Here is an 18,386-nt window from a genome sequence, read left to right on the forward strand (position 1 = left end):
TTCGTTTATATCTTAATCTGCCGATATGCTTGCTCGCACCCAGAATATAACCTTCGAGGGCGCCGCCGGCCCCATAGACTGCGCGCTCGATCTGCCCATGTCGGCGCCGCGCGGCTGGGCGCTGGTCCTGCATCCCCATCCGCTGCATGGCGGTGCGCGCGACAACAAAATCGTCACGACGATCGCGCGCGCCTGCGTCCAGCACGGGCTGGCCGCGCTGCGCCCGAACTTCCGCGGCGTGGGCGCTTCGGCGGGCGAGTTCGACGCCGCCGTCGGCGAAACCTCCGACATGGAACTTCTGCTGCGGCAATTCGGCCAGGCGTATCCCGAACTGTCGCAAGGCAAGTGGGTGCTGGCCGGCTTTTCCTTCGGCACGTCGGTGGCGGCGCAGCTGTATTCCGTGCTGGCCGAGCAATCGCAAAAAGTGCCGGATGCCTTATTATTGTTCGGCTCGGCGGTCGAGCGCTTCCGCTTTCGCACGGTGGAGGTGCCGGCCGATACCTTTCTGGTTCACGGCGAGGCCGACGAGGTCGTGCCGCTTTCCGAATCCATGGAATTCGCGCGCGCCCACGGCCTTCCCATGGTGGTCGTTCCCGACGCCAGCCACTTCTTCCATGGCAAGCTGATCGCACTCAAGCAGCTGCTGCAGCTGCGCCTGGCGGCGGTGTGACGGCCCGGAAAAATTCCTTTACGATATGCCGATGACATACAGACCTTCCTCCTTGCATTTTTCCCGGATCTCCCGTTTTGCCGCCGCGCTGGCCCTGGCCGCGGCCTTGTCGCCCGCGCCGGCCTGGTCGCAGCAGGCCGCCGCGCCCGCTCCCGAAGCCGCCGCCGCGGCGCCCGCCGCCGACGGCCGGGTGCAGGTGGGCGCGCTGGCCACGGTGCCCGCGCCCAGTCTCACGGCCAAGGCCTGGCTGACCATGGACGTGAACAGCGGCCAGATCATCGCTTCGGTCAACCCCGACGAGCGCGTCGAGCCGGCGTCGCTCACCAAGCTCATGGCCGCCTACCTGGTGTTCGACGCGCTGGAGAACAAGCGCCTGACGCTCGAGCAGTCCGTGACGGTGTCCGAAAAGGCCTGGAAGACCGAAGGCTCGCGCATGTTCATCAAGCCCAACAGCCAGGTCACGATCGACGAGCTCCTGCAGGGCGTGATCGTGCAGTCGGGCAACGACGCCACCGTGGCGCTGGCCGAGGCCGTGGCCGGCAGCGAGAACGCCTTCGTCAGCCTCATGAACGACGAGGCCGCGCGCCAGGGCCTGAAGGATACCCATTTCACCAATTCCCCCGGCCTGCCGGACCCCACCCACCTGACCACGGTGCGCGACCTGGCCGTCCTGGCGCAAAACCTGATCACGCGTTTCCCGCAATACCTGCACTACTACAGCCAGAAGGAATACACCTACAACAAGATCAAGCAGAACAACCGCAACCGCCTGCTCTGGACGGACCCGACGGTCGACGGCCTGAAAACCGGCCACACGCAGTCGGCGGGGTATTGCCTGGTCGCCACGGCGGTGCGCGACGGCCGCCGCGTGCTGTCGGTGGTGGTCGGTTCCACCAGCGATTCCGCGCGCAGCGAAAACAGCCTGAAGCTGCTGAACTGGAGCTTCCAGAATTTCGATACCGTCAAATTGTTCGACGACACCAAGCCGGCGGTCACGGCCAGGGTCTGGGAAGGCCAGATCGATTCGGTCGGGCTGGGCTCCCGGGGCGCCACCTGGGTGACGGTGCCGCGCGGGCAGTCGGCGCAGGTGAAGCCGGTCGCGCAGTACGCGCAGCCCCTGGTGGCGCCGCTGAAGAAAGGCGACCGCGTCGGCACATTGTCCCTGTCGCTGGACGGCAAGGTGCTGCGCGAAGAACCCCTGTACGTGCTGCAGGACGTCCCCGAGGCGGGCTTCTTCGGCCGTATCTACGACAAGATCCTCATGCTGTTCGAATGACGGCGCGGGCGCCGTCTCCCTACTATTTCACCGGGTGCAATAATGATTCCTGATGTCGATAACGACAGTATCGTCTACCTGAACGGAGACTACGTTCGTTTGGGCGATGCCAAGATTTCCGTGCTGGATCGTGGCTTTATCTTTGGCGACGGCATCTATGACGTCGTTCCCGCCTACGAGGGCAAGCCGTTCCGCATGAACGGCCACCTGGCCCGCCTCGAACGCAGCCTGGCCGCCATCGATATCAAGGTGGACTTGAAGCGCGCCGACTGGGAGCGCATCGTCCATGACCTCATCGGCCGCTCGGGGCTGGGCGACTGCATGGTCTACATCCAGGTCACGCGCGGCGTGGCCAAGCGCGACCACGCCTTCCCCAAGGGCGTCGCGCCCACGATCTTCTGCATGGTCTCGCCGTTCGTCCGGCCCGGCGCGCAGGTCCGCGAACAAGGCATGTCGGTGGTCAGCATGACCGACATGCGCTGGCTGCGCTGCGAGATCAAGTCGGTGTCCCTGCTGGGCAACGTGCTGGCCAAGCAGCACGCGGTCGACAACGGGGTCGACGAAGTCATCCAGTTCCGCGACGGCTACATGTCGGAAGGGTCGTCCTGCAATATCTGGATGGTGAAAGACGGCGTGCTGCTGGCGCCGCCCCGCAGCAACCTGATCCTGGAAGGCATCCGCTACGGCCTGCTCGAAGAGCTGGCCGAGGCCGCGGGCATCCCGTTCAACGCCCGCCCGATTTCGCAGCAGGAAGTCGACCAGGCCGACGAGCTCATGCTGTCTTCGGCCACAAAGGAACTGCTGCCCATCACCACCTACAACGGCAAGCCCGTGGGGTCGGGCAAGCCCGGCCCCGTGTACGCCAAGCTGCGCGAAGGCTACGACCGGGCCATCGCCGCACTTTGACTGCCATGCGGGAAATTCCACCCGAGCAATCGCTCATCGAGTACCCCAGCGACTTCCCCATCAAGGTCATGGGGAAGTCGCACCCGGACTTCGCCCAGGCGCTCACCGAGGTCGTGCTGCAGTTCGATCCGGGCTTCGATCCGTCCACCGTGGAAATGCGGCCCAGCAAAAGCGGCAACTACATCGGGCTGACTTTCATCGTCCGCGCCACCTCGCGCGAGCAGCTGGACGCCCTGTACCGCGCGCTGCACGGCCACCACATGGTGTCCGTGGTCCTCTGACGCGCCCATGATCCCGTACAAATGGCTGCCCCGGCCCACGCCCTACCTGCAGGCGTGGCAGGCGATGCGCGACTTCACCGAGTCGCGCGATGAACATACGCCCGATGAAATTTGGCTGGCCGAGCATGCGCCGGTCTATACCCTGGGGCAGGCGGGCAAGCCCGAGCACGTGCTGAACCACGGCGACATCGAAATTGTCCGCTGCGACCGCGGCGGCCAGGTCACCTATCACGGCCCCGGCCAGGTGGTGGCCTATTGCCTGGTCGATCTCCGGCGCATGAAGCTGTTCGTCAAGGAATACGTGGCCTTGCTGGAAGACGTGCTGATCGATCTGCTGGCGGGCATGGGCGTGCGGGGCGCCTGCCGCAAGCCCGGGGCGCCCGGCGTCTACGTGCCGCTGGGCGGTTCGGCCGGCGGCGAACTGGCCAAGATCGCCGCCCTGGGCATCAAGGTGCGCAACGGCTGCGCCTATCATGGCCTGGCGCTCAACGTCGACATGGATCTGGCCCCTTTCCTGGGCATCAATCCCTGCGGCTACGAAGGGTTGAAGACGGTGGATTTGCGGTCCCGCGGGATTGGCGCTACCGTAACCGAAACCGGCGAGTCGCTGGCGCGGCGGCTGGCGGCCCGGCTCGGCCAGGCCGGTCAATGCTAGAAAGGAGGCATGCATGGCAAATGCGGGTGATGTGCTGCTGGCCGAGCGCAGCGGCGGCGTGGTCACGCTGACGCTCGATCGTCCCGATCAGTTCAATGCGCTGTCCGAGGAATTGCTGGACGCGCTGCAGGATGCGCTGGCCGGAATCGCGCGGGACGAGGACGCGCGCTGCGTGGTCCTGGCCGCCAATGGGCGCGCGTTTTGCGCGGGGCACGACTTGAAGCAGATGCGCTCCAAGCCGGACCACGGCTATTACCGGCAGCTGTTCCAGCAATGCGGCCAGGTCATGCAAAGCATCGTCAGCCTGCCGGTGCCGGTGATCGCGCGGGTGCACGGCACGGCCACGGCGGCGGGCTGCCAGCTGGTGGCCAGCTGCGATCTGGCCGTGGCGGCCGATGCGGCCAGGTTCGCGGTGTCGGGCATCAATGTCGGCCTGTTCTGCTCCACGCCCGCGGTCGCGCTGACGCGCAATGTGGCGGCCAAGAAGGCTTTCGAAATGCTGGTGACGGGCGAGTTCATCAGCGCGCAGGACGCGCGCGACAACGGCCTGGTGAACCACGTGGTGCCGCTCGATGAGCTGGACGCTAAGGTGGCGGAGCTGGTGTCGGCGATTTGCGCGAAAAGCCCCTTGGCCGTGCGCACCGGCAAGAGCATGTTCCAGCGGCAGCGGGGGATGCAGCTGGCGGACGCCTACGATTATGCGGCGGGGGTGATGGCGCAGAACATGATGGCCGAGGACGTGGCCGAGGGGATAGACGCGTTCATGCAGAAGCGGCATCCCGTGTGGAAGGGGCGCTGACGGCTCGGTTGCTGTGCGGCAATGCAACAAGCGTCCCCTGTAGGGGAATTAGGCGAAGCGCCGGACCGCGCGGTAAAATACCGTTTTCCTCCATCCATAGCCGGTGGTATGAAGCATGCCGCCGCTTACAGCGCGAAGCGATGCCGTTTCGTGGCAGGGACCTGTATGACTACACCCGTTGACCAGCCCGAAGTCCGTAAACCCACCGTGCGCCCCGCGCCCTACGACCCCACGCAGAAGCAGAAGTCCGGGGACAAGACTTCGCGCATTCCCATCAAGGTCGTCCAGGCCGAACGCTTGAAGAAGCCCGAGTGGATACGGGTCAAGGCCGCCGCGCCGGGCTCGCGCTTCCACGACATCAAGCGCATACTGCGCGAAAACAATCTCTTCACCGTCTGTGAGGAAGCCTCCTGCCCGAATATCGGCGAATGCTTCGGCAAAGGCACGGCCACCTTCATGATCATGGGAGACAAGTGCACCCGGCGCTGTCCCTTCTGTGATGTCGGCCACGGCCGCCCCGACCCGCTGGACGCCAGCGAGCCGGCCAACCTGGCGCGCAGCATCGCGCTCATGAAGCTGTCCTATGTGGTCATCACCTCGGTCGACCGCGACGATCTCCGCGACGGCGGCGCCGGCCATTTCGCGGATTGCATCCGCGAGGTCCGCGTCAAGTCGCCGTCCACCCGCATCGAAGTGCTGGTGCCCGACTTCCGCGGCCGGCTGCAGCGCGCGCTGGACATCTTCAACGAATGCCCGCCCGACGTCATGAACCATAACCTGGAAACCGTGCCGCGCCTTTACAAGCAGGCCCGTCCCGGGGCCGACTACATGCATTCGCTGAAGCTGCTGGCCGAGTTCAAGGCGCTGCAGCCCAATGTGCCGACCAAATCCGGCATCATGGTGGGGCTGGGCGAAACCGACGAGGAAGTCCTGGAAGTCATGCGCGACATGCGCGCGCACAACATAGACATGCTCACCATCGGCCAGTACCTGCAGCCGTCCGAACACCATTTGCCGGTCTTGCGCTATGTGCACCCGGACACCTTCGCCATGCTGGAACGCGAAGCCTATGCCATGGGCTTCACCCATGCGGCCGTGGGCGCGATGGTCCGTTCGTCCTACCACGCCGACCAGCAGGCGCATTCCGCCGGCGTAGCCTAGGCCGCGCACGGCGCCAGGGCGCCGCGGCTCGCGATATCCCTATATATAGATGGCCGTCTTTGTCCCAGCACAAAGACGGCGCGCGCCATGGGTGCTTCAATGTGCCTGTAGGGCTGGAAGCCAGCCGACGAACCAGGTGCAGAACCATGCGTGCCCCAGCAGTCAAGACATTATCCAGACTCACCGCCATCGCCCTCGCGGCGGCATTCGTAGCCGGCTGCGTGCAGGAAGGGCCCAAGCCCTCTGAACAAACCGCCGATTCGGACGCCACGGAACTCGTGTCGCTGCCGCCCGGCGCGGTCAAGTATTATCCTCCCGGGGAATTCCTGCGCAACGGCTTTCCCGTCACGCCCGCCCAGGCCACGGACGCCTTGCCCGGCGGCCTGCGGATGATGAAGCGCCAGGTCAGCCAGGCCGAGTACGCCGCCTGCGTGGCGGCCAAGGCATGCAAGCCCCTGGACCGCGACCACCGCGATGACGCCGACCCGGACCTGCCGGCGGTGGGCATCAGCTGGCGCGACGCCACGGACTACGCGCAGTGGCTGTCGCGGGAAACCGGCCACCATTATCGCCTGCCGACTTACGCGGAATGGGTGTATGCGGCCGGCGCGGCCTACAAGGAAGACGTCATACTCGAAGAATTCGATTCCAGCGATCCGGCCCAGCGCTGGCTGGCCGAGTACGCCCTGGAAACGCAGCGGAAAACCACGGTGGACGGCACGCTGCGGCCTTTCGGCGGCTTCGGGCAGAACGACAACGGTTTGCAGGACATGGCCGGCAACGTCTGGGACTGGACGGACACCTGCAGCGTGCGGGTGAACCTGGACCTGGTCGCGGGTTCCGGCGCCGCGGCCGGGTCGGAGAACTGCGGCGTGCGCGTGGTGGCCGGCCCGCATCGCAGCTACATCACCGACTTCATACGCGATCCGAAAAGCGGCGCGTGCTCGGTGGGGGTTCCCCCCAGCAACCTGGGCTTCAGGCTCGTGCGGGACGACTCCGGCGCCAAGCCGCGCGGCGGATCGGGCTCCCTGCGTGAAAAACTGGGTATCGGCTAGTGCTTCAGGAAGGGGTGACGCCTCGTACCGGGTCGCCCTGGTCGGTCTGGATTTGCGGGCCTTCGGCAAGGCGGATCAGTTCGTCCAGAGAGCGGACGGTGATGCGCTTGCGGCCGCTGTTGACCAGGCCGCGGTCTTTCCATTGGCTGAGGAGGCGGCTGACGGTATGCAGCGTGGTGCCGGTCATTTCGGCGATGTCTTGCCGGGTGATGGGAAAGCTGATTTCTATCCCTTCGCTGGTCTTGGCGCCGGATTGGTCCACCAGGCGCAGGATGGCGCGCGCGACGCGCTGTTCGACTTCTTCGGTGGACAGCTCGCGTATGCGCGAATGGGCGTCCTGGAGGCGCTGGCCGACGGTCTGCAGGGCGTTGAAGGCGAACTGGGGGTTGCCGGCGATGAACTGGTCCCATTCGGAAGAGGGCCAGGCCAGCACGATGCTTTCCTGGACCGCCAGCGTCGTGGCCGGGTAGTGGCTGCGCCGCATGGCCCGCGCGATGCCGAAGACCTCGCCGGGGCTGACGTAGCGCACGGTGACCTGTTCGCCGTCGGGCGTGACCTGGACGACCTTCAGGTGCCCGTGCAGCAGCACGAAGAAACGGTCGGCTGCCTCGCCCTGCGTGAACACCGTGCTTCCTTCCTGGAGCAGGATGGACTGCGCGCTTTTCAGTGCCTGATCGAGTTCGGCTTCGGACAAGGACCGGAACAGATCGAGATTCTTGATGAGCGAGCGGTTGAGAAGAGAGCTCATTGGGATATCCACGCTAGGAACCAGGACTTTCGATTCTAACACCCCGGTTTCCGGCGGCCGGTATGCAAAGGCAACAACAGCCATGCGGGGCGTCCGCCGCTCCTCCCTGGGCCCCCTTGGCGGACCCTGATCCAACCTGCATCAAGAATAGGGGTAAACCCGGAAAAATGTGTCCAGAAGTTTGTTCTGCAGCAAAGAAGCGGAGCCTCCCGAGGAGTCAAATGAGGGTGTTGAAATTGACAACGTAAATAGAAAGAAGGGAGTTGCAAATGAAAGCGTTCCGTCCTACCCTCTTTGCCGTGGTGATGACCGCGCTGATGGCGGGCGTTCCCGTGATGGCCGACACCGCGGACAAGCTGGATCGCGTCAAGGTCGATCTGGTCCCGCCGCCCATGGTCCATCCGCATGAGCAAAAGGCAAGCTCGGGCCCCAAGATCGTCGAAGTCACCATGACGATCGAAGAAAAGAAAATCGTCATCGACGACAAGGGCACGACGATGCAGGCCATGACGTTCAATGGCTCCATGCCCGGCCCCACCATCGTGGTGCATGAAGGCGACTACCTTGAAATCACCCTGGTCAATCCGTCGACCAACGCCATGCCGCACAACGTCGATTTCCACTCGGCGACCGGCGCGCTGGGCGGCGCCAAGCTGACCGACGTGCATCCCGGCGAACAGGCCACGCTGCGCTTCAAGGCCGACCGCGCCGGCGTGTTCGTCTACCACTGCGCGCCCGAAGGCATGGTGCCCTGGCACGTGGTGTCGGGCATGAGCGGCACCATGATGGTGCTGCCGCGCGACGGCCTGAAGGATCCGAAGGGCAACGAACTGAAGTACGACATCGCCTACACCATCGGCGAGTTCGACCTGTACATTCCCAAGGACGAAGACGGCAAGTACAAGGACTACGCATCGCTGGCGGAAAGCTACGCCGACACGGTGGAGGTCATGCGCAAGCTGACGCCCACGCACGTCGTGTTCAACGGCAAGGTCGGCGCGCTGACCGGCGCGGGCGCACTGAAGGCCAAGGTCGGCGAGACCGTGCTGATGATCCACTCGCAGGCTAACCGCGACACCCGTCCCCACCTGATCGGCGGCCACGGCGACTGGGTCTGGGAAACGGGCAAGTTCAACAACCCGCCCGAGAAAGACCTTGAAACCTGGTTCATCCGCGGCGGGTCGGCCGGCGCGGCGCTGTACACCTTCAAGCAGCCGGGTGTGTACGCCTACGTCAACCACAACCTGATCGAGGCTTTCGAACTGGGCGCCGCCGGCCACTTCGTGGTCGAGGGCAAATGGAACGACAACCTGATGAAGCAGATCAAGGCGGCCGGTCCGATCACGCCCGAGAACGTGAAGCTCTCGGAAGAAAACGCGGCCAAGACCAAGCACATGCTGGCGCCCGCCAAGGCCGCGGCGGCTCCCAAGAAGGTGGCCGCGGCGACACCCGCGAAGGACGCGGCCAAGGACGCGAAGCCGGCCGCCAAGACGACCGCGCACGCCAGCGGCGAGAAGCTGTACAAGTCGGCTTGCGTGGCCTGCCACACCACCGGCGTGGCCAACGCGCCCAAGCTGGGCGACAAGGCGGCATGGGATCCGCTGATCGCCCGGGGCATGGACGCCATGATGGAAGTGGCCATCAAGGGCAAGGGCGCCATGCCTCCGCGGGGCGCCACGACGGCCGACGATGCGACCCTGAAGGCGGCTGTGGAATACATGCTCAGCGCGGTGAGATAGGTAGTAACCTTGCATCGGGAAAATACCGATCTTTGAAATCGACTTAGCTGGCTACACTCGCTCCATGTCCAAAAGGCATGGAGCGATTTCTTTTGTGCCACGGCAGCGTTAATGCGTCACCCGTTTAACTCAATCCTAAAAAGGGGCAGCATGACCATGAAGTTGATTCGCAAAACCGTTCTCCTGTCCGCGCTGGCGGTTGGTTTCCTGGCCGGATCCGGCCTCGTCCAGGCCCGCGACCTCACCATCGCGCTGCGCTCCGAACCCAGTTCCATGGATCCGCAGTTCCATTCGCTGACCCCCAACACGCAAATGTCGGAGACCATTTTCGATCCCTTGGTGCGCACCGACGGCAATGCCAAGCCCATCCCCTCGCTGGCGGAATCCTGGACCGCCGACGGCAACGTCTGGGTCTTCAAGCTGCGCAAGGACGTCAAGTTCTCGGACGGCTCGCCCTTCACGGCCGACGACGTCCTGTTCACCTACGATCGCGTGCCCAAGGTGCCCAACAGCCCCTCGTCCTACGCGCTCTACCTCAGCACGGTCGACAAGGTCGAGGCCCCCGATCCGCACACCGTCAAGATCACCACCAAGGGCCCGTCGCCGGTCCTGCTGGCCAATCTGTCCATGGTGCCCATCATGTCCAAGAAGGCGGCGTCCGGCCCGGCCCCTGAAGGCAAGACCACGGTCGAGCTCAACCGCGGCGACGGCCTGATCGGCACCGGCCCCTACAAGTTCGTATCCTGGAAGCGCGGCGCCGAAATCGTGCTCGACCGCAACGAGCACTACTGGGGCGAGAAGCCCGTGTGGGACAAGGTCACGTATCGGCCCATCACCAATTCCGCGGCCCGCGTCGCCGCCCTGCTGGCCGGCGACGTCGACGTCATCGAAGACCCTCCAACCGACGACCTGCCCAAGCTCAAGAAGGACAAGAACCTGTACATCCAGGAAACGCCTTCCGTGCGGGTCATCTACATCGCCCTGAACCAGGGCAAGGAGCCGCCCGCCGGCATGCAGGGCACCGACGGCAAGAATCCGCTGACCGACCGGCGCGTGCGCGAGGCCTTGTCGCTCGCCATCGACCGCAAGGCCATCGTCGACCGCGTGATGGACGGCGTGGGCCTGCCCGCCGCCAACGTGCTGGCCTATCCGGCCTTCGGCACGTCCGAAAAATACTCCAAGGTTGCGCCGGCCGACGCCGAGAAGGCCAAGAAGCTGCTGGCCGAGGCCGGCTATCCCAACGGCTTCACCCTGTCGCTGGGCTCGCCCGACGGCCGCTACACGAACGACAAGCGCATCGCGCAGGTCGTGGCTTCCATGTGGGCGCGCATCGGCGTCAAGACCGCGGTCGAAACCATGGCGCCGCCGGTGTTCTTCAAGCAGCGCAACGCCTTCGCCTTCAGCGCCTACCTGGCGGGCTGGGCCGCGAGCTCGGGCGAAATGCTCAATCCCATGACCTCGCTCATCGTCACCAAGGATCCGGCGCGCGGCATCGGCACCACCAACTGGAGCAAATACTCCAATCCGGACGTCGACAACCTCGTGCTCGAAGCCTCCAAGACCCTCGATGACGCCAAGCGGGCCGAATTGCTGCAGAAGGCGGGCGACATGGCCATGGACGACTACGCGCTGCTGCCGCTGCAGTTCGAGCTCTCGGTGTGGGCCATGAAGAAGGACATCCGCTACGGCGGCCGCGCCGACCAGATGACGCTCGCCCAGTACATGACCCTGGCCAAGTAGCGGGGCGGTCGCGCGGTGCTATCGACCATCGTCCGTCGCCTGCTGCAAACCCTGGTCGTCGTGCTGATCATGTCAGCGCTGGTGTTCGCCGGTTTGTACGTCATCGGCGACCCGGTGCTGATGCTGGCCAGCCCCGAGGCAAGCGACCTGGAGCGCGAGGCCATACGCGAAACGCTGGGGCTCAATCTGCCGCTGTGGAAGCAGTACGCCATTTTCATGTCCAAGGCCGTCCACCTGGATTTCGGCAACAGCTTCCTGAACGGCGAGTCCGCCATGCGCCTGATCCTGGAGCGCATGCCGGCGACGCTCGAACTGGCCACGCTGGCCATGCTGCTGTCCGTCCTGATCGGCGTGCCGCTGGGCATCTACGCGGGGCTGCGGCCGCGCAGCCTGGCCGCGCGCGGCATCATGTCGGGCTCGGTCCTGGGGTTCTCGCTGCCCAATTTCTGGGTCGGGCTGATGCTGATCATGCTGTTCGCCGTCATGCTGGGCTGGATGCCCGCGGGCGGGCGCGGCCCGGTGGAAACCTTCGGCCCCATACAGCTCAGCATATTCAACTGGGAGGGCCTGAAAAGCCTGATCCTGCCGGCCAGCACCATCGCCGTGGCCAAGTGCGCGCTCATCATACGGGTGACCCGCGCCGCAACCCGCGAATGCCTGCCGCAGGACTACATCAAGTTCGCCCGGGCCAAGGGCCTGCGCGAAAAGCGGGTGCTGGGCGTGCACCTGCTGAAGAACATCATGATCCCCATCGTGACCATAGGCGGGCTGGAATACGGCCAGGTGTTCGCCTTCGCCGTGGTGACGGAAACGGTATTTTCCTGGCCGGGCATGGGCAAGCTGCTGATCGACTCCATCATCACCCTGGACCGGCCCGTGGTGGTGGCCTATTTGATGCTGACCGTGGTGTTCCTGGCCATGCTCAACCTGGTGGTCGACATCGCCTACACCATACTCGATCCGCGCGTGCGCCTGGGAGCCGCCTGATGGAACTGCAAAAATCGCTGACGCCCGCCATGCCCGACGCCGCGCCCGCGGTGCCCCGGCATGAAAGCCTGCTGCGCGTCTTCGTCGCCCAGTTCTTGTCCAGCAAGGTGGCCGTGCTGGGCCTGGTCATGCTGATCGCGTTCATCTTGCTGGCGATCCTGGCGCCCTGGATTTCCCCGCAGAACCCGTACGACATCGGGTCGCTGGACATCATGGATTCCAAAATGCCGCCGGGCGCCAAGAATTTCGACGGCACGCTCACCTACTGGCTGGGCACCGACGGCCAGGCGCGCGACGTCCTGTCGGCCATTCTGTACGGCCTGCGCACCAGCCTGTTCGTGGGCTTCGTGTCGGTCATCGTGGCGTTCCTCATCGGCGCGGCGGCCGGGCTGATCGCCGCATACTTCGGCGGGCGCATCGACGCCCTGCTGATGCGCATCGTCGACATCCAGCTGTCGTTCCCCTCCATCCTGCTGGCGCTCATCCTGCTGGCCGTGCTGGGCAAAGGGGTGGACAAGGTCATTTACGCGCTGATCGCGGTGCAGTGGGCCTATTTCGCCCGCGCGGCGCGCGGCGCCGCCATCGTCGAGCGCAACAAGGAATACGTCGAGGCGGCGCGCTGCATGTCGCTTTCCTGGCATCGCATCCTGTGGCGGCATGTCTTCCCCAACTGTATTCCGCCGCTCATGGTCATCGCCACCATAGACCTGGCGCACGCCATCGCGCTCGAAGCCACGCTGTCTTTCCTGGGGGTGGGCGTGCCCGTCACCGAACCCTCCCTGGGCATGCTCATTTCCAACGGCTTCGAATTCATGCTGTCGGGCAACTACTGGATCTCCTTCTTCCCCGGCATCGCCCTTGCGCTGATCGTCATCGCCATCAACCTGGTGGGCGATCACCTGCGCGACATCCTCAATCCGCGCAACGAGATCTAGGGCCCGCCATGACTGAAACCGCGACCCTCGCCCCAGCCCGGACGCCCCGCCACGATGCGCAGGAAGCCAAGCTGCTGCTCGACGTCCGGGGCCTGCGGACCTGGTTCCACACGCGCGACGGCATCGTCAAGGCGGTCGACGGCGTGTCGCTGCAGCTGCGCGAGGGCGAGATCCTGGGCCTGGTCGGCGAGTCGGGCTCCGGCAAGAGCATCACCGGTTTCTCGCTCATGGGCCTGGTCGACGCCCCGGGAAGGCTGCGGGCCGACCGCCTGATGTTCGGCGGCCGGGACCTGCTGTCACTGTCGCCCGAACAGTATCGCCAGCTGCGCGGGAAGGACATGGCCATGATCTTCCAGGACCCGATGATGACGCTCAACCCCACCCTGCGGGTGGATACGCAGATGATCGAAGCCGTGCTCGCGCACGACAAGGTCTCGCGCAAGGCGGCGCGCGCGCGTTCCATCGACGTGCTGGTCAAGGTGGGCATCCCCTCGCCCGAGGAACGGCTGCTGGTGTATCCGCACCATTTGTCGGGCGGGATGCGGCAGCGCATCGCCATCGCCATCGCGCTGCTGAACTCCCCCAAGCTGATCATCGCCGACGAGCCCACGACGGCGCTGGACGTCACCATACAGGGGCAGATCCTGTTCGAGGTCCAGAAGCTGTGCCGCGAGCTGGGCACGGCGCTGATCTGGATCACCCACGACCTGGCCATCGTCTCGGGCCTGGCCGACCGCCTGGCGGTCATGTATGCGGGGCGCATCGTCGAAACCGCGCCGACGCCCGAGATCGTCGGCGGCGCCCGCCACCCTTATACGCATGGCCTGATCTCCTCGATCCCCTCCATACACACGCGCGGCAAGGAGCTCTTCCAGATTCCCGGTTCGACGCCGTCCTTGCTGAATCTGCCGGAAGGCTGTCCCTTCCAGGCCCGCTGCTATCGCGCCGACAGCCAGTGCCTGCGGGCGCCGCCCTTCGCAGAGGTCGGCCCCGGCCACTGGGCCAGCTGCTGGCACCAGGGGGTGCAGGCATGAGCGAACCGGCAGTGATACTGGGCTTGCGCAACGTGCAGCGCGTCTATACCCAGCCCGTGGATCTCTTGTCGCGCCTCGGCGGCGCGCTGAAAGGCGGGGTCAAGCCGCGCGCGGTGCATGCCGTCGCCGGCGTCGACCTGGACGTCATCGCCGGCGAAGTCATCGGCATCGTGGGGGAGTCGGGCTGCGGCAAGTCCACCCTGGGCCGCATGCTCACCGGCATTCTGCCGCCCACCGCCGGCGAGATCCGCTACAAGGGCAAGCCGGTGGCTTCGCTGGGCGGCGCGGCGCGGCGCGAATACGAGCTCGGCGTGCAGATGATCTTCCAGGATCCGTATTCCTCGCTCAATCCCCGCATGCGCGTGATCGACATCATCGGCGAAGGCCCGGTGGTGCACGGCATGATCCGGCGCGGCGAAAAAGAAGCCTACGTGTCGCAGCTCATGCACAAGGTGGGGCTCGATCCCTCCTACCGCTATCGCTACCCGCACCAGTTCTCGGGCGGGCAGCGCCAGCGCATCGGCGTGGCGCGCGCGCTGGCCGTCAAGCCTTCGGTCATCGTCTGCGACGAGGCCGTGGCCGCGCTCGACGTCTCCATCCAGGCGCAGGTGCTGAATCTGTTCATGCAGCTGCGCAAGGAATATTCGCTGACTTATTTCTTCATCAGCCACAACCTGGGCGTGGTCAGCCACCTATCGGACCGCGTGGCCATCATGTACTTGGGCCGCATCGTCGAGATCGCCGACACCGACACCATCTTCAGCCGCGCGCGCCACCCCTATACGCAGGCGCTGATCAAGGAATTGCCCGTGCTGCGCACCGACCGGCGCCAATTCGACACGATCAAGGGCGAGCTTCCGTCCCCGCTGAATCCGCCCTCGGGCTGTCCGTTCCACCCGCGCTGTCCTTTCGTGATGGAGCGCTGCACCCGGGAACGCCCCGTGCTAAAGCCGGTGAAGGCCGCGCCGGCTGCCGCTTCCGGGACGACCGCGGCGGGCATGGACGCGGGCAAGCGCCACCTGAGCGCCTGCCATCTGGATGATATGTAGGGCCATGCGGCAGCCGGCGCGATCCGCGGCGGAAATGCCGCCATGACCCTGGACACCCATGCGCTGGGCACCGAGCAGTTCACTTATTGGAGACGCCATGAAATTCGCCGACACGGAATTCGAACCCTATGTCCTGTCCCTGCCCAAGGCCAGCGCCATCCCGCTGGTCTGCGATTCGCCGCACAGCGGCGTGATCTACCCCGCCGATTTTCAGTACGCCATACCGATCTCGGTGCTGCGTTCGGGCGAGGACACCTTTGTCGAGGAATTGTGGCAGGCGATTCCGTCCGTGGGCGGCACGCTGCTGGCGGCCAATTTCCCGCGCACCTATATCGATCCGAACCGCGAAGAGGACGACATCGATCCGAACATTCTGGCGGAACCCTGGACGACGGAGCTCAATCCGACCGAGAAATCGCGGCTGGGGCACGGCTTGATCTGGAGCCGCGCGCGCAACCAGCCCATCTATGACCGCAAGCTCTGGGTGGGCGAGGTCGAGAACCGCATCGGAAGCTATCACCGACCGTACCACGATGCTCTGCAAAAGCAGATCGATGCCGCGCATGAGCGTTTCGGGGTGGTCTGGCATTTGAACCTGCATTCGATGCCGGCCAATTCCTACGAGGTGCTCGAGATCGATACGGACAAGCCGCTGGCGGATTTTGTGCTGGGGGACCGGGACGGCACGACTTGCGATCCGACTTTGATCGGCATCATCGAGGACTATCTGGTGGACTGCGGCTATACGGTGGCGCGCAATGATCCATTCAAGGGCGTGGCGTTGATTGCGCGGATCGGGCGCCCGGAGGAAAACCGCCATAGCCTGCAGATCGAGGTGAATCGCAGTTTGTACATGGACGAGGAGTCCTATGAGAAGAGCGCGAACTTCTCGGTCTTGCAGAGGGATTTGACGGGGCTGTGCGGGAAGGTGTCGGAATTTGTGCGATCCGTGCTGTGATGGGGGATTGAACCGATGACGGCGCGGGCATGCTGATCAGCCGGCGTTTCTGGCTTGCCAAAAATCCACACGGCATCGGCAAGTGGAGTTATATTTCTTCTTGCTATATGCTTATTACTGAAATTTGAGCCAAAACCCCGGATCCGGCCTCCGGATCCCCATCGGCGGACGCCGACGCCCATTGCTGACACCATGCCCTCCCCATCGCAACGATTCTTCAACAAGAACCTCATCCTCCTCATCATCTGCCAAGGTCTGTTCCTTACCAACAACGTCACTTTCATCGCCATCAATGGGCTGGTGGGCATGGGCCTTACGCCGGTGCCGTGGATGGCCACGCTGCCGGTCATGGGGTATGTGGTGGGCGGCGCCCTGTCCACCGGGATCGTCGCGCATACCCAGAGCCGGTATGGGCGGAAGAAATCGTTCCAGCTGGGGCTGCTCACGGCCATCGGCTCGGCCCTGCTGTGCGCGGCTTCGGTGTGGATACAGAATTTCTGGCTGCTGACCCTGTCCACCCTGATCGCGGGGTACTACAGCGCCAACGGCCAGCTCTACCGCTTCGCGGCGACCGAGCTCGTCGAAGCGGGACACCGCGAGAAAGCGATTTCATGGGTCCTGGCGGGCGGGCTGATCGGCGCCATCATCGGGCCGAATCTGGCGAAATACGCCAAAGACGCGGCGTCGCATCCCTTCATGGGGGCGTACCTGGCCCTGGCCGTGGTCGGGCTGCTGGCTTTGCTGATCATGCAGTTCATCCGCTTCCCCGACGACGCGCGCAAGAGCGCGCCGCAGGACAGCGGCAGGCCCTTGTCGGAGATCGCGCGCCAGCCGGTGTTCATCGTGGCGGCGCTGGGCGCTTCGCTGGGATACGGCATCATGAATCTGCTGATGGCGGCCACCCCCCTGGCCATGGAAGTCTACGGCTTCGAATTCGGCAATACCGCGACCGTGCTGCAGTGGCACGTGATCGGCATGTTCGCGCCCGGTTTTTTCACGGGCTCGCTCATCAAGCGTTTCGGCGTCCTGGAAGTGATGGCGGCGGGGCTGCTCATCAACATCGCGTGCATCGCCGTCGCGCTGTCGGGCAGCAGTTTCGAGCAATTCCTCATTGCGCTCTTCCTGCTGGGCGTGGGCTGGAACTTCCTGTTCACGGGCGCCACCACGCTGGCCACCCAGGCCCATACGCCGCAGGAGCGCGACAAGGCGCAGGGCGCCATCAATTTCGCGGTGTTCATGGTCATGGCCGTCTCATCGTTCAGCTCCGGCGCCCTGGTCACGACGCAGGGCTGGTACTGGCTGAACGTGGGGTCGCTGGTTCCGGCCGCGATCATCGGGTTTGCGCTGCTGGGGCTGTTCCTGCGGCGCAGCAGGGCGGCGGGGGCGGCCGGCTAGGCCGATGCCGCCCGCCTTCCGGCGTCGGCAAGTCCCGGCGTGCGGCTGAAAGGCCGCCGCTTCCAGCGGCAGCCGCCGTTCATTTGCCGCTGACGTATGCGCCGGTCCGGTGCAGCTGTTCCTCGGCATGCTCGATGCCGCTGACGGCCTGGCTGCCGGCCTTGGCCAGCAGCTGTTCGATCAGCAGTTCGACCAGCGCGGTCGCCGCGGCGCTGGATGGAAAAAAAGACGGTGTCTTGGTCGAGAACAGCAGGGTGCTGTCGGCGACGCGCGCGAGCGGGGCCAGGACGCTGTCGCAAATGGCGATGACGCGGCACCCCGCATAGCGGGCGGCGTCGGCCACGCGAACGGTTTCCTGCGAATAGGGTTCGAAACCGATGATCACCACGGCATCCGAGGCGGTGAGGGCGCGCAATTCCATTTCCAGGGTGCCGGCGTCGCCGCGCAGCATGGCGACCGAGGGGCGGAACAGGCGGTACAGGTACTGGAAGCTGAAGGCGGGCGCGAACGACGCGCGAAAGCCGGCGACATAGACGCGCTTTGCGCGCGTCAGCAGTTTCACGGCTTCGGGAATGCGGTCGGCGTTGTCGGCCCCCAGTTGCCGGATGTTGTCGGTTTGCGCCATGACGGCGCGCTCCAGCGCGCTGCGCGGATTCTTGCCGCGTATGAGCTCCCGCGCCTGGTCCGCGTAACGGCGCGGCGGGCGCTGGAGCGAGCACACGAAGACCTGCTTCAAGTCCTCCCAGCCGCGATACCCCAGCGATTGCGCCAGCCGGACCAGGGTGGCGGGCTGCACGCCGGCCCGGGCCGCCACCTTGCGCATGGACGAGACCGGGATCTCGTCGGGGAAATCCAGCAGATACTTGGCGCCCACCTGGAACTGGGGCGTCATGGCGGCGAAGCCGCGCTGGATGCGTGCGCTCAGGGCGTCCAGGCTGGAGGGCGCGGACGCGGGGGAATGGGTGTCGGTCACTGGAAGGTATGGTCCGGTGGCTGGG

At 65.1% G+C, this 18,386-nt stretch carries 18 protein-coding genes; 16 read left to right on the forward strand and 2 right to left on the reverse strand.

The window, feature by feature from the left end; genetic code table 11:
• Window positions 1-25 precede the first annotated feature (25 nt).
• From H0A72_RS11080 to H0A72_RS11115, 8 genes are all read left to right on the forward strand, one after another.
• Window positions 26-670 (forward strand): alpha/beta hydrolase, encoded by a 645-nt coding sequence (locus H0A72_RS11080; RefSeq protein ID WP_180155211.1) that lies wholly within the window; start codon window positions 26-28, stop codon window positions 668-670.
• A gap of 31 nt (window positions 671-701) precedes the next feature.
• Window positions 702-1,946: a D-alanyl-D-alanine carboxypeptidase family protein gene (locus tag H0A72_RS11085; RefSeq protein ID WP_180155213.1), complete on the forward strand. Its 1,245-nt coding sequence runs from the start codon at window positions 702-704 to the stop codon at window positions 1,944-1,946.
• Between the two features lie 42 nt (window positions 1,947-1,988).
• Window positions 1,989-2,852: a D-amino acid aminotransferase gene (locus H0A72_RS11090; RefSeq protein ID WP_180155215.1), complete on the forward strand. Its 864-nt coding sequence runs from the start codon at window positions 1,989-1,991 to the stop codon at window positions 2,850-2,852.
• Between the two features lie 5 nt (window positions 2,853-2,857).
• Window positions 2,858-3,133, forward strand: a complete 276-nt coding sequence (locus H0A72_RS11095; RefSeq protein WP_180155217.1) for a DUF493 family protein — start codon at window positions 2,858-2,860, stop codon at window positions 3,131-3,133.
• 7 nt (window positions 3,134-3,140) lie between these two features.
• The gene (gene lipB, locus H0A72_RS11100) at window positions 3,141-3,788 is read left to right on the forward strand and encodes a lipoyl(octanoyl) transferase LipB (protein ID WP_180155219.1); all 648 of its coding nucleotides are present in this window, start codon (window positions 3,141-3,143) and stop codon (window positions 3,786-3,788) included.
• A 13-nt stretch (window positions 3,789-3,801) separates the two neighbouring features.
• Window positions 3,802-4,587, forward strand: a complete 786-nt coding sequence (locus H0A72_RS11105) for an enoyl-CoA hydratase (protein WP_180155221.1) — start codon at window positions 3,802-3,804, stop codon at window positions 4,585-4,587.
• Window positions 4,588-4,752: 165 nt separating this feature from the next.
• The gene (lipA, locus tag H0A72_RS11110) at window positions 4,753-5,748 is read left to right on the forward strand and encodes a lipoyl synthase (RefSeq protein ID WP_180155223.1); all 996 of its coding nucleotides are present in this window, start codon (window positions 4,753-4,755) and stop codon (window positions 5,746-5,748) included.
• A gap of 146 nt (window positions 5,749-5,894) precedes the next feature.
• A complete protein-coding gene (locus H0A72_RS11115) occupies window positions 5,895-6,803 on the forward strand; it encodes a formylglycine-generating enzyme family protein (protein WP_180155225.1) in 909 nt (302 codons plus the stop codon).
• A 4-nt stretch (window positions 6,804-6,807) separates the two neighbouring features.
• On the opposite strand, the gene H0A72_RS11120 is transcribed toward H0A72_RS11115, so the two are convergent.
• Window positions 6,808-7,551: a Crp/Fnr family transcriptional regulator gene (locus H0A72_RS11120; protein ID WP_180155227.1), complete on the reverse strand. Its 744-nt coding sequence runs from the start codon at window positions 7,549-7,551 to the stop codon at window positions 6,808-6,810.
• Between the two features lie 269 nt (window positions 7,552-7,820).
• Between H0A72_RS11120 and nirK the strand changes: the two genes are divergently transcribed.
• The 8 genes from nirK to H0A72_RS11160 all read left to right on the forward strand — a co-directional run bounded on the left by nirK (window position 7,821) and on the right by H0A72_RS11160 (window position 17,388).
• Entirely contained in the window at window positions 7,821-9,290 is a 1,470-nt protein-coding gene (gene nirK / locus H0A72_RS11125) for a copper-containing nitrite reductase (protein WP_180155229.1), read from the forward strand.
• Window positions 9,291-9,446: 156 nt separating this feature from the next.
• The gene (locus tag H0A72_RS11130) at window positions 9,447-11,030 is read left to right on the forward strand and encodes an ABC transporter substrate-binding protein (protein WP_180155230.1); all 1,584 of its coding nucleotides are present in this window, start codon (window positions 9,447-9,449) and stop codon (window positions 11,028-11,030) included.
• Between the two features lie 15 nt (window positions 11,031-11,045).
• Window positions 11,046-12,017 (forward strand): ABC transporter permease subunit, encoded by a 972-nt coding sequence (locus H0A72_RS11135; protein WP_180155232.1) that lies wholly within the window; start codon window positions 11,046-11,048, stop codon window positions 12,015-12,017.
• A gap of 29 nt (window positions 12,018-12,046) precedes the next feature.
• Window positions 12,047-12,952, forward strand: coding sequence for an ABC transporter permease (locus tag H0A72_RS11140; RefSeq protein WP_180155538.1), 906 nt, complete (start codon window positions 12,047-12,049; stop codon window positions 12,950-12,952).
• 8 nt (window positions 12,953-12,960) lie between these two features.
• A complete protein-coding gene (locus H0A72_RS11145; RefSeq protein ID WP_180155234.1) occupies window positions 12,961-13,986 on the forward strand; it encodes an ABC transporter ATP-binding protein in 1,026 nt (341 codons plus the stop codon).
• On the forward strand, window positions 13,983-15,035 hold the full coding sequence (locus tag H0A72_RS11150) for an ABC transporter ATP-binding protein (RefSeq protein ID WP_180155236.1): 1,053 nt from the start codon (window positions 13,983-13,985) through the stop codon (window positions 15,033-15,035). The genes H0A72_RS11145 and H0A72_RS11150 overlap by 4 nt, the downstream gene beginning before the upstream one ends.
• 97 nt (window positions 15,036-15,132) lie before the next feature.
• Window positions 15,133-15,993 (forward strand): N-formylglutamate amidohydrolase, encoded by an 861-nt coding sequence (locus tag H0A72_RS11155; RefSeq protein WP_180155238.1) that lies wholly within the window; start codon window positions 15,133-15,135, stop codon window positions 15,991-15,993.
• A 192-nt stretch (window positions 15,994-16,185) separates the two neighbouring features.
• A complete protein-coding gene (locus H0A72_RS11160; protein ID WP_180155240.1) occupies window positions 16,186-17,388 on the forward strand; it encodes an MFS transporter in 1,203 nt (400 codons plus the stop codon).
• A 79-nt stretch (window positions 17,389-17,467) separates the two neighbouring features.
• Here the strand turns inward: H0A72_RS11160 and H0A72_RS11165 are convergent, their stop codons facing one another.
• Complete coding sequence (locus H0A72_RS11165; protein WP_343060177.1) at window positions 17,468-18,361, reverse strand: MurR/RpiR family transcriptional regulator; 894 nt, start codon at window positions 18,359-18,361, stop codon at window positions 17,468-17,470.
• Between the last annotated feature and the right edge of the window lie 25 nt (window positions 18,362-18,386).

The organism is Parapusillimonas granuli (assembly GCF_013416525.1).
In the GTDB taxonomy this organism is placed as follows: Bacteria; Pseudomonadota; Gammaproteobacteria; order Burkholderiales; family Burkholderiaceae_B; genus Parapusillimonas; species Parapusillimonas granuli.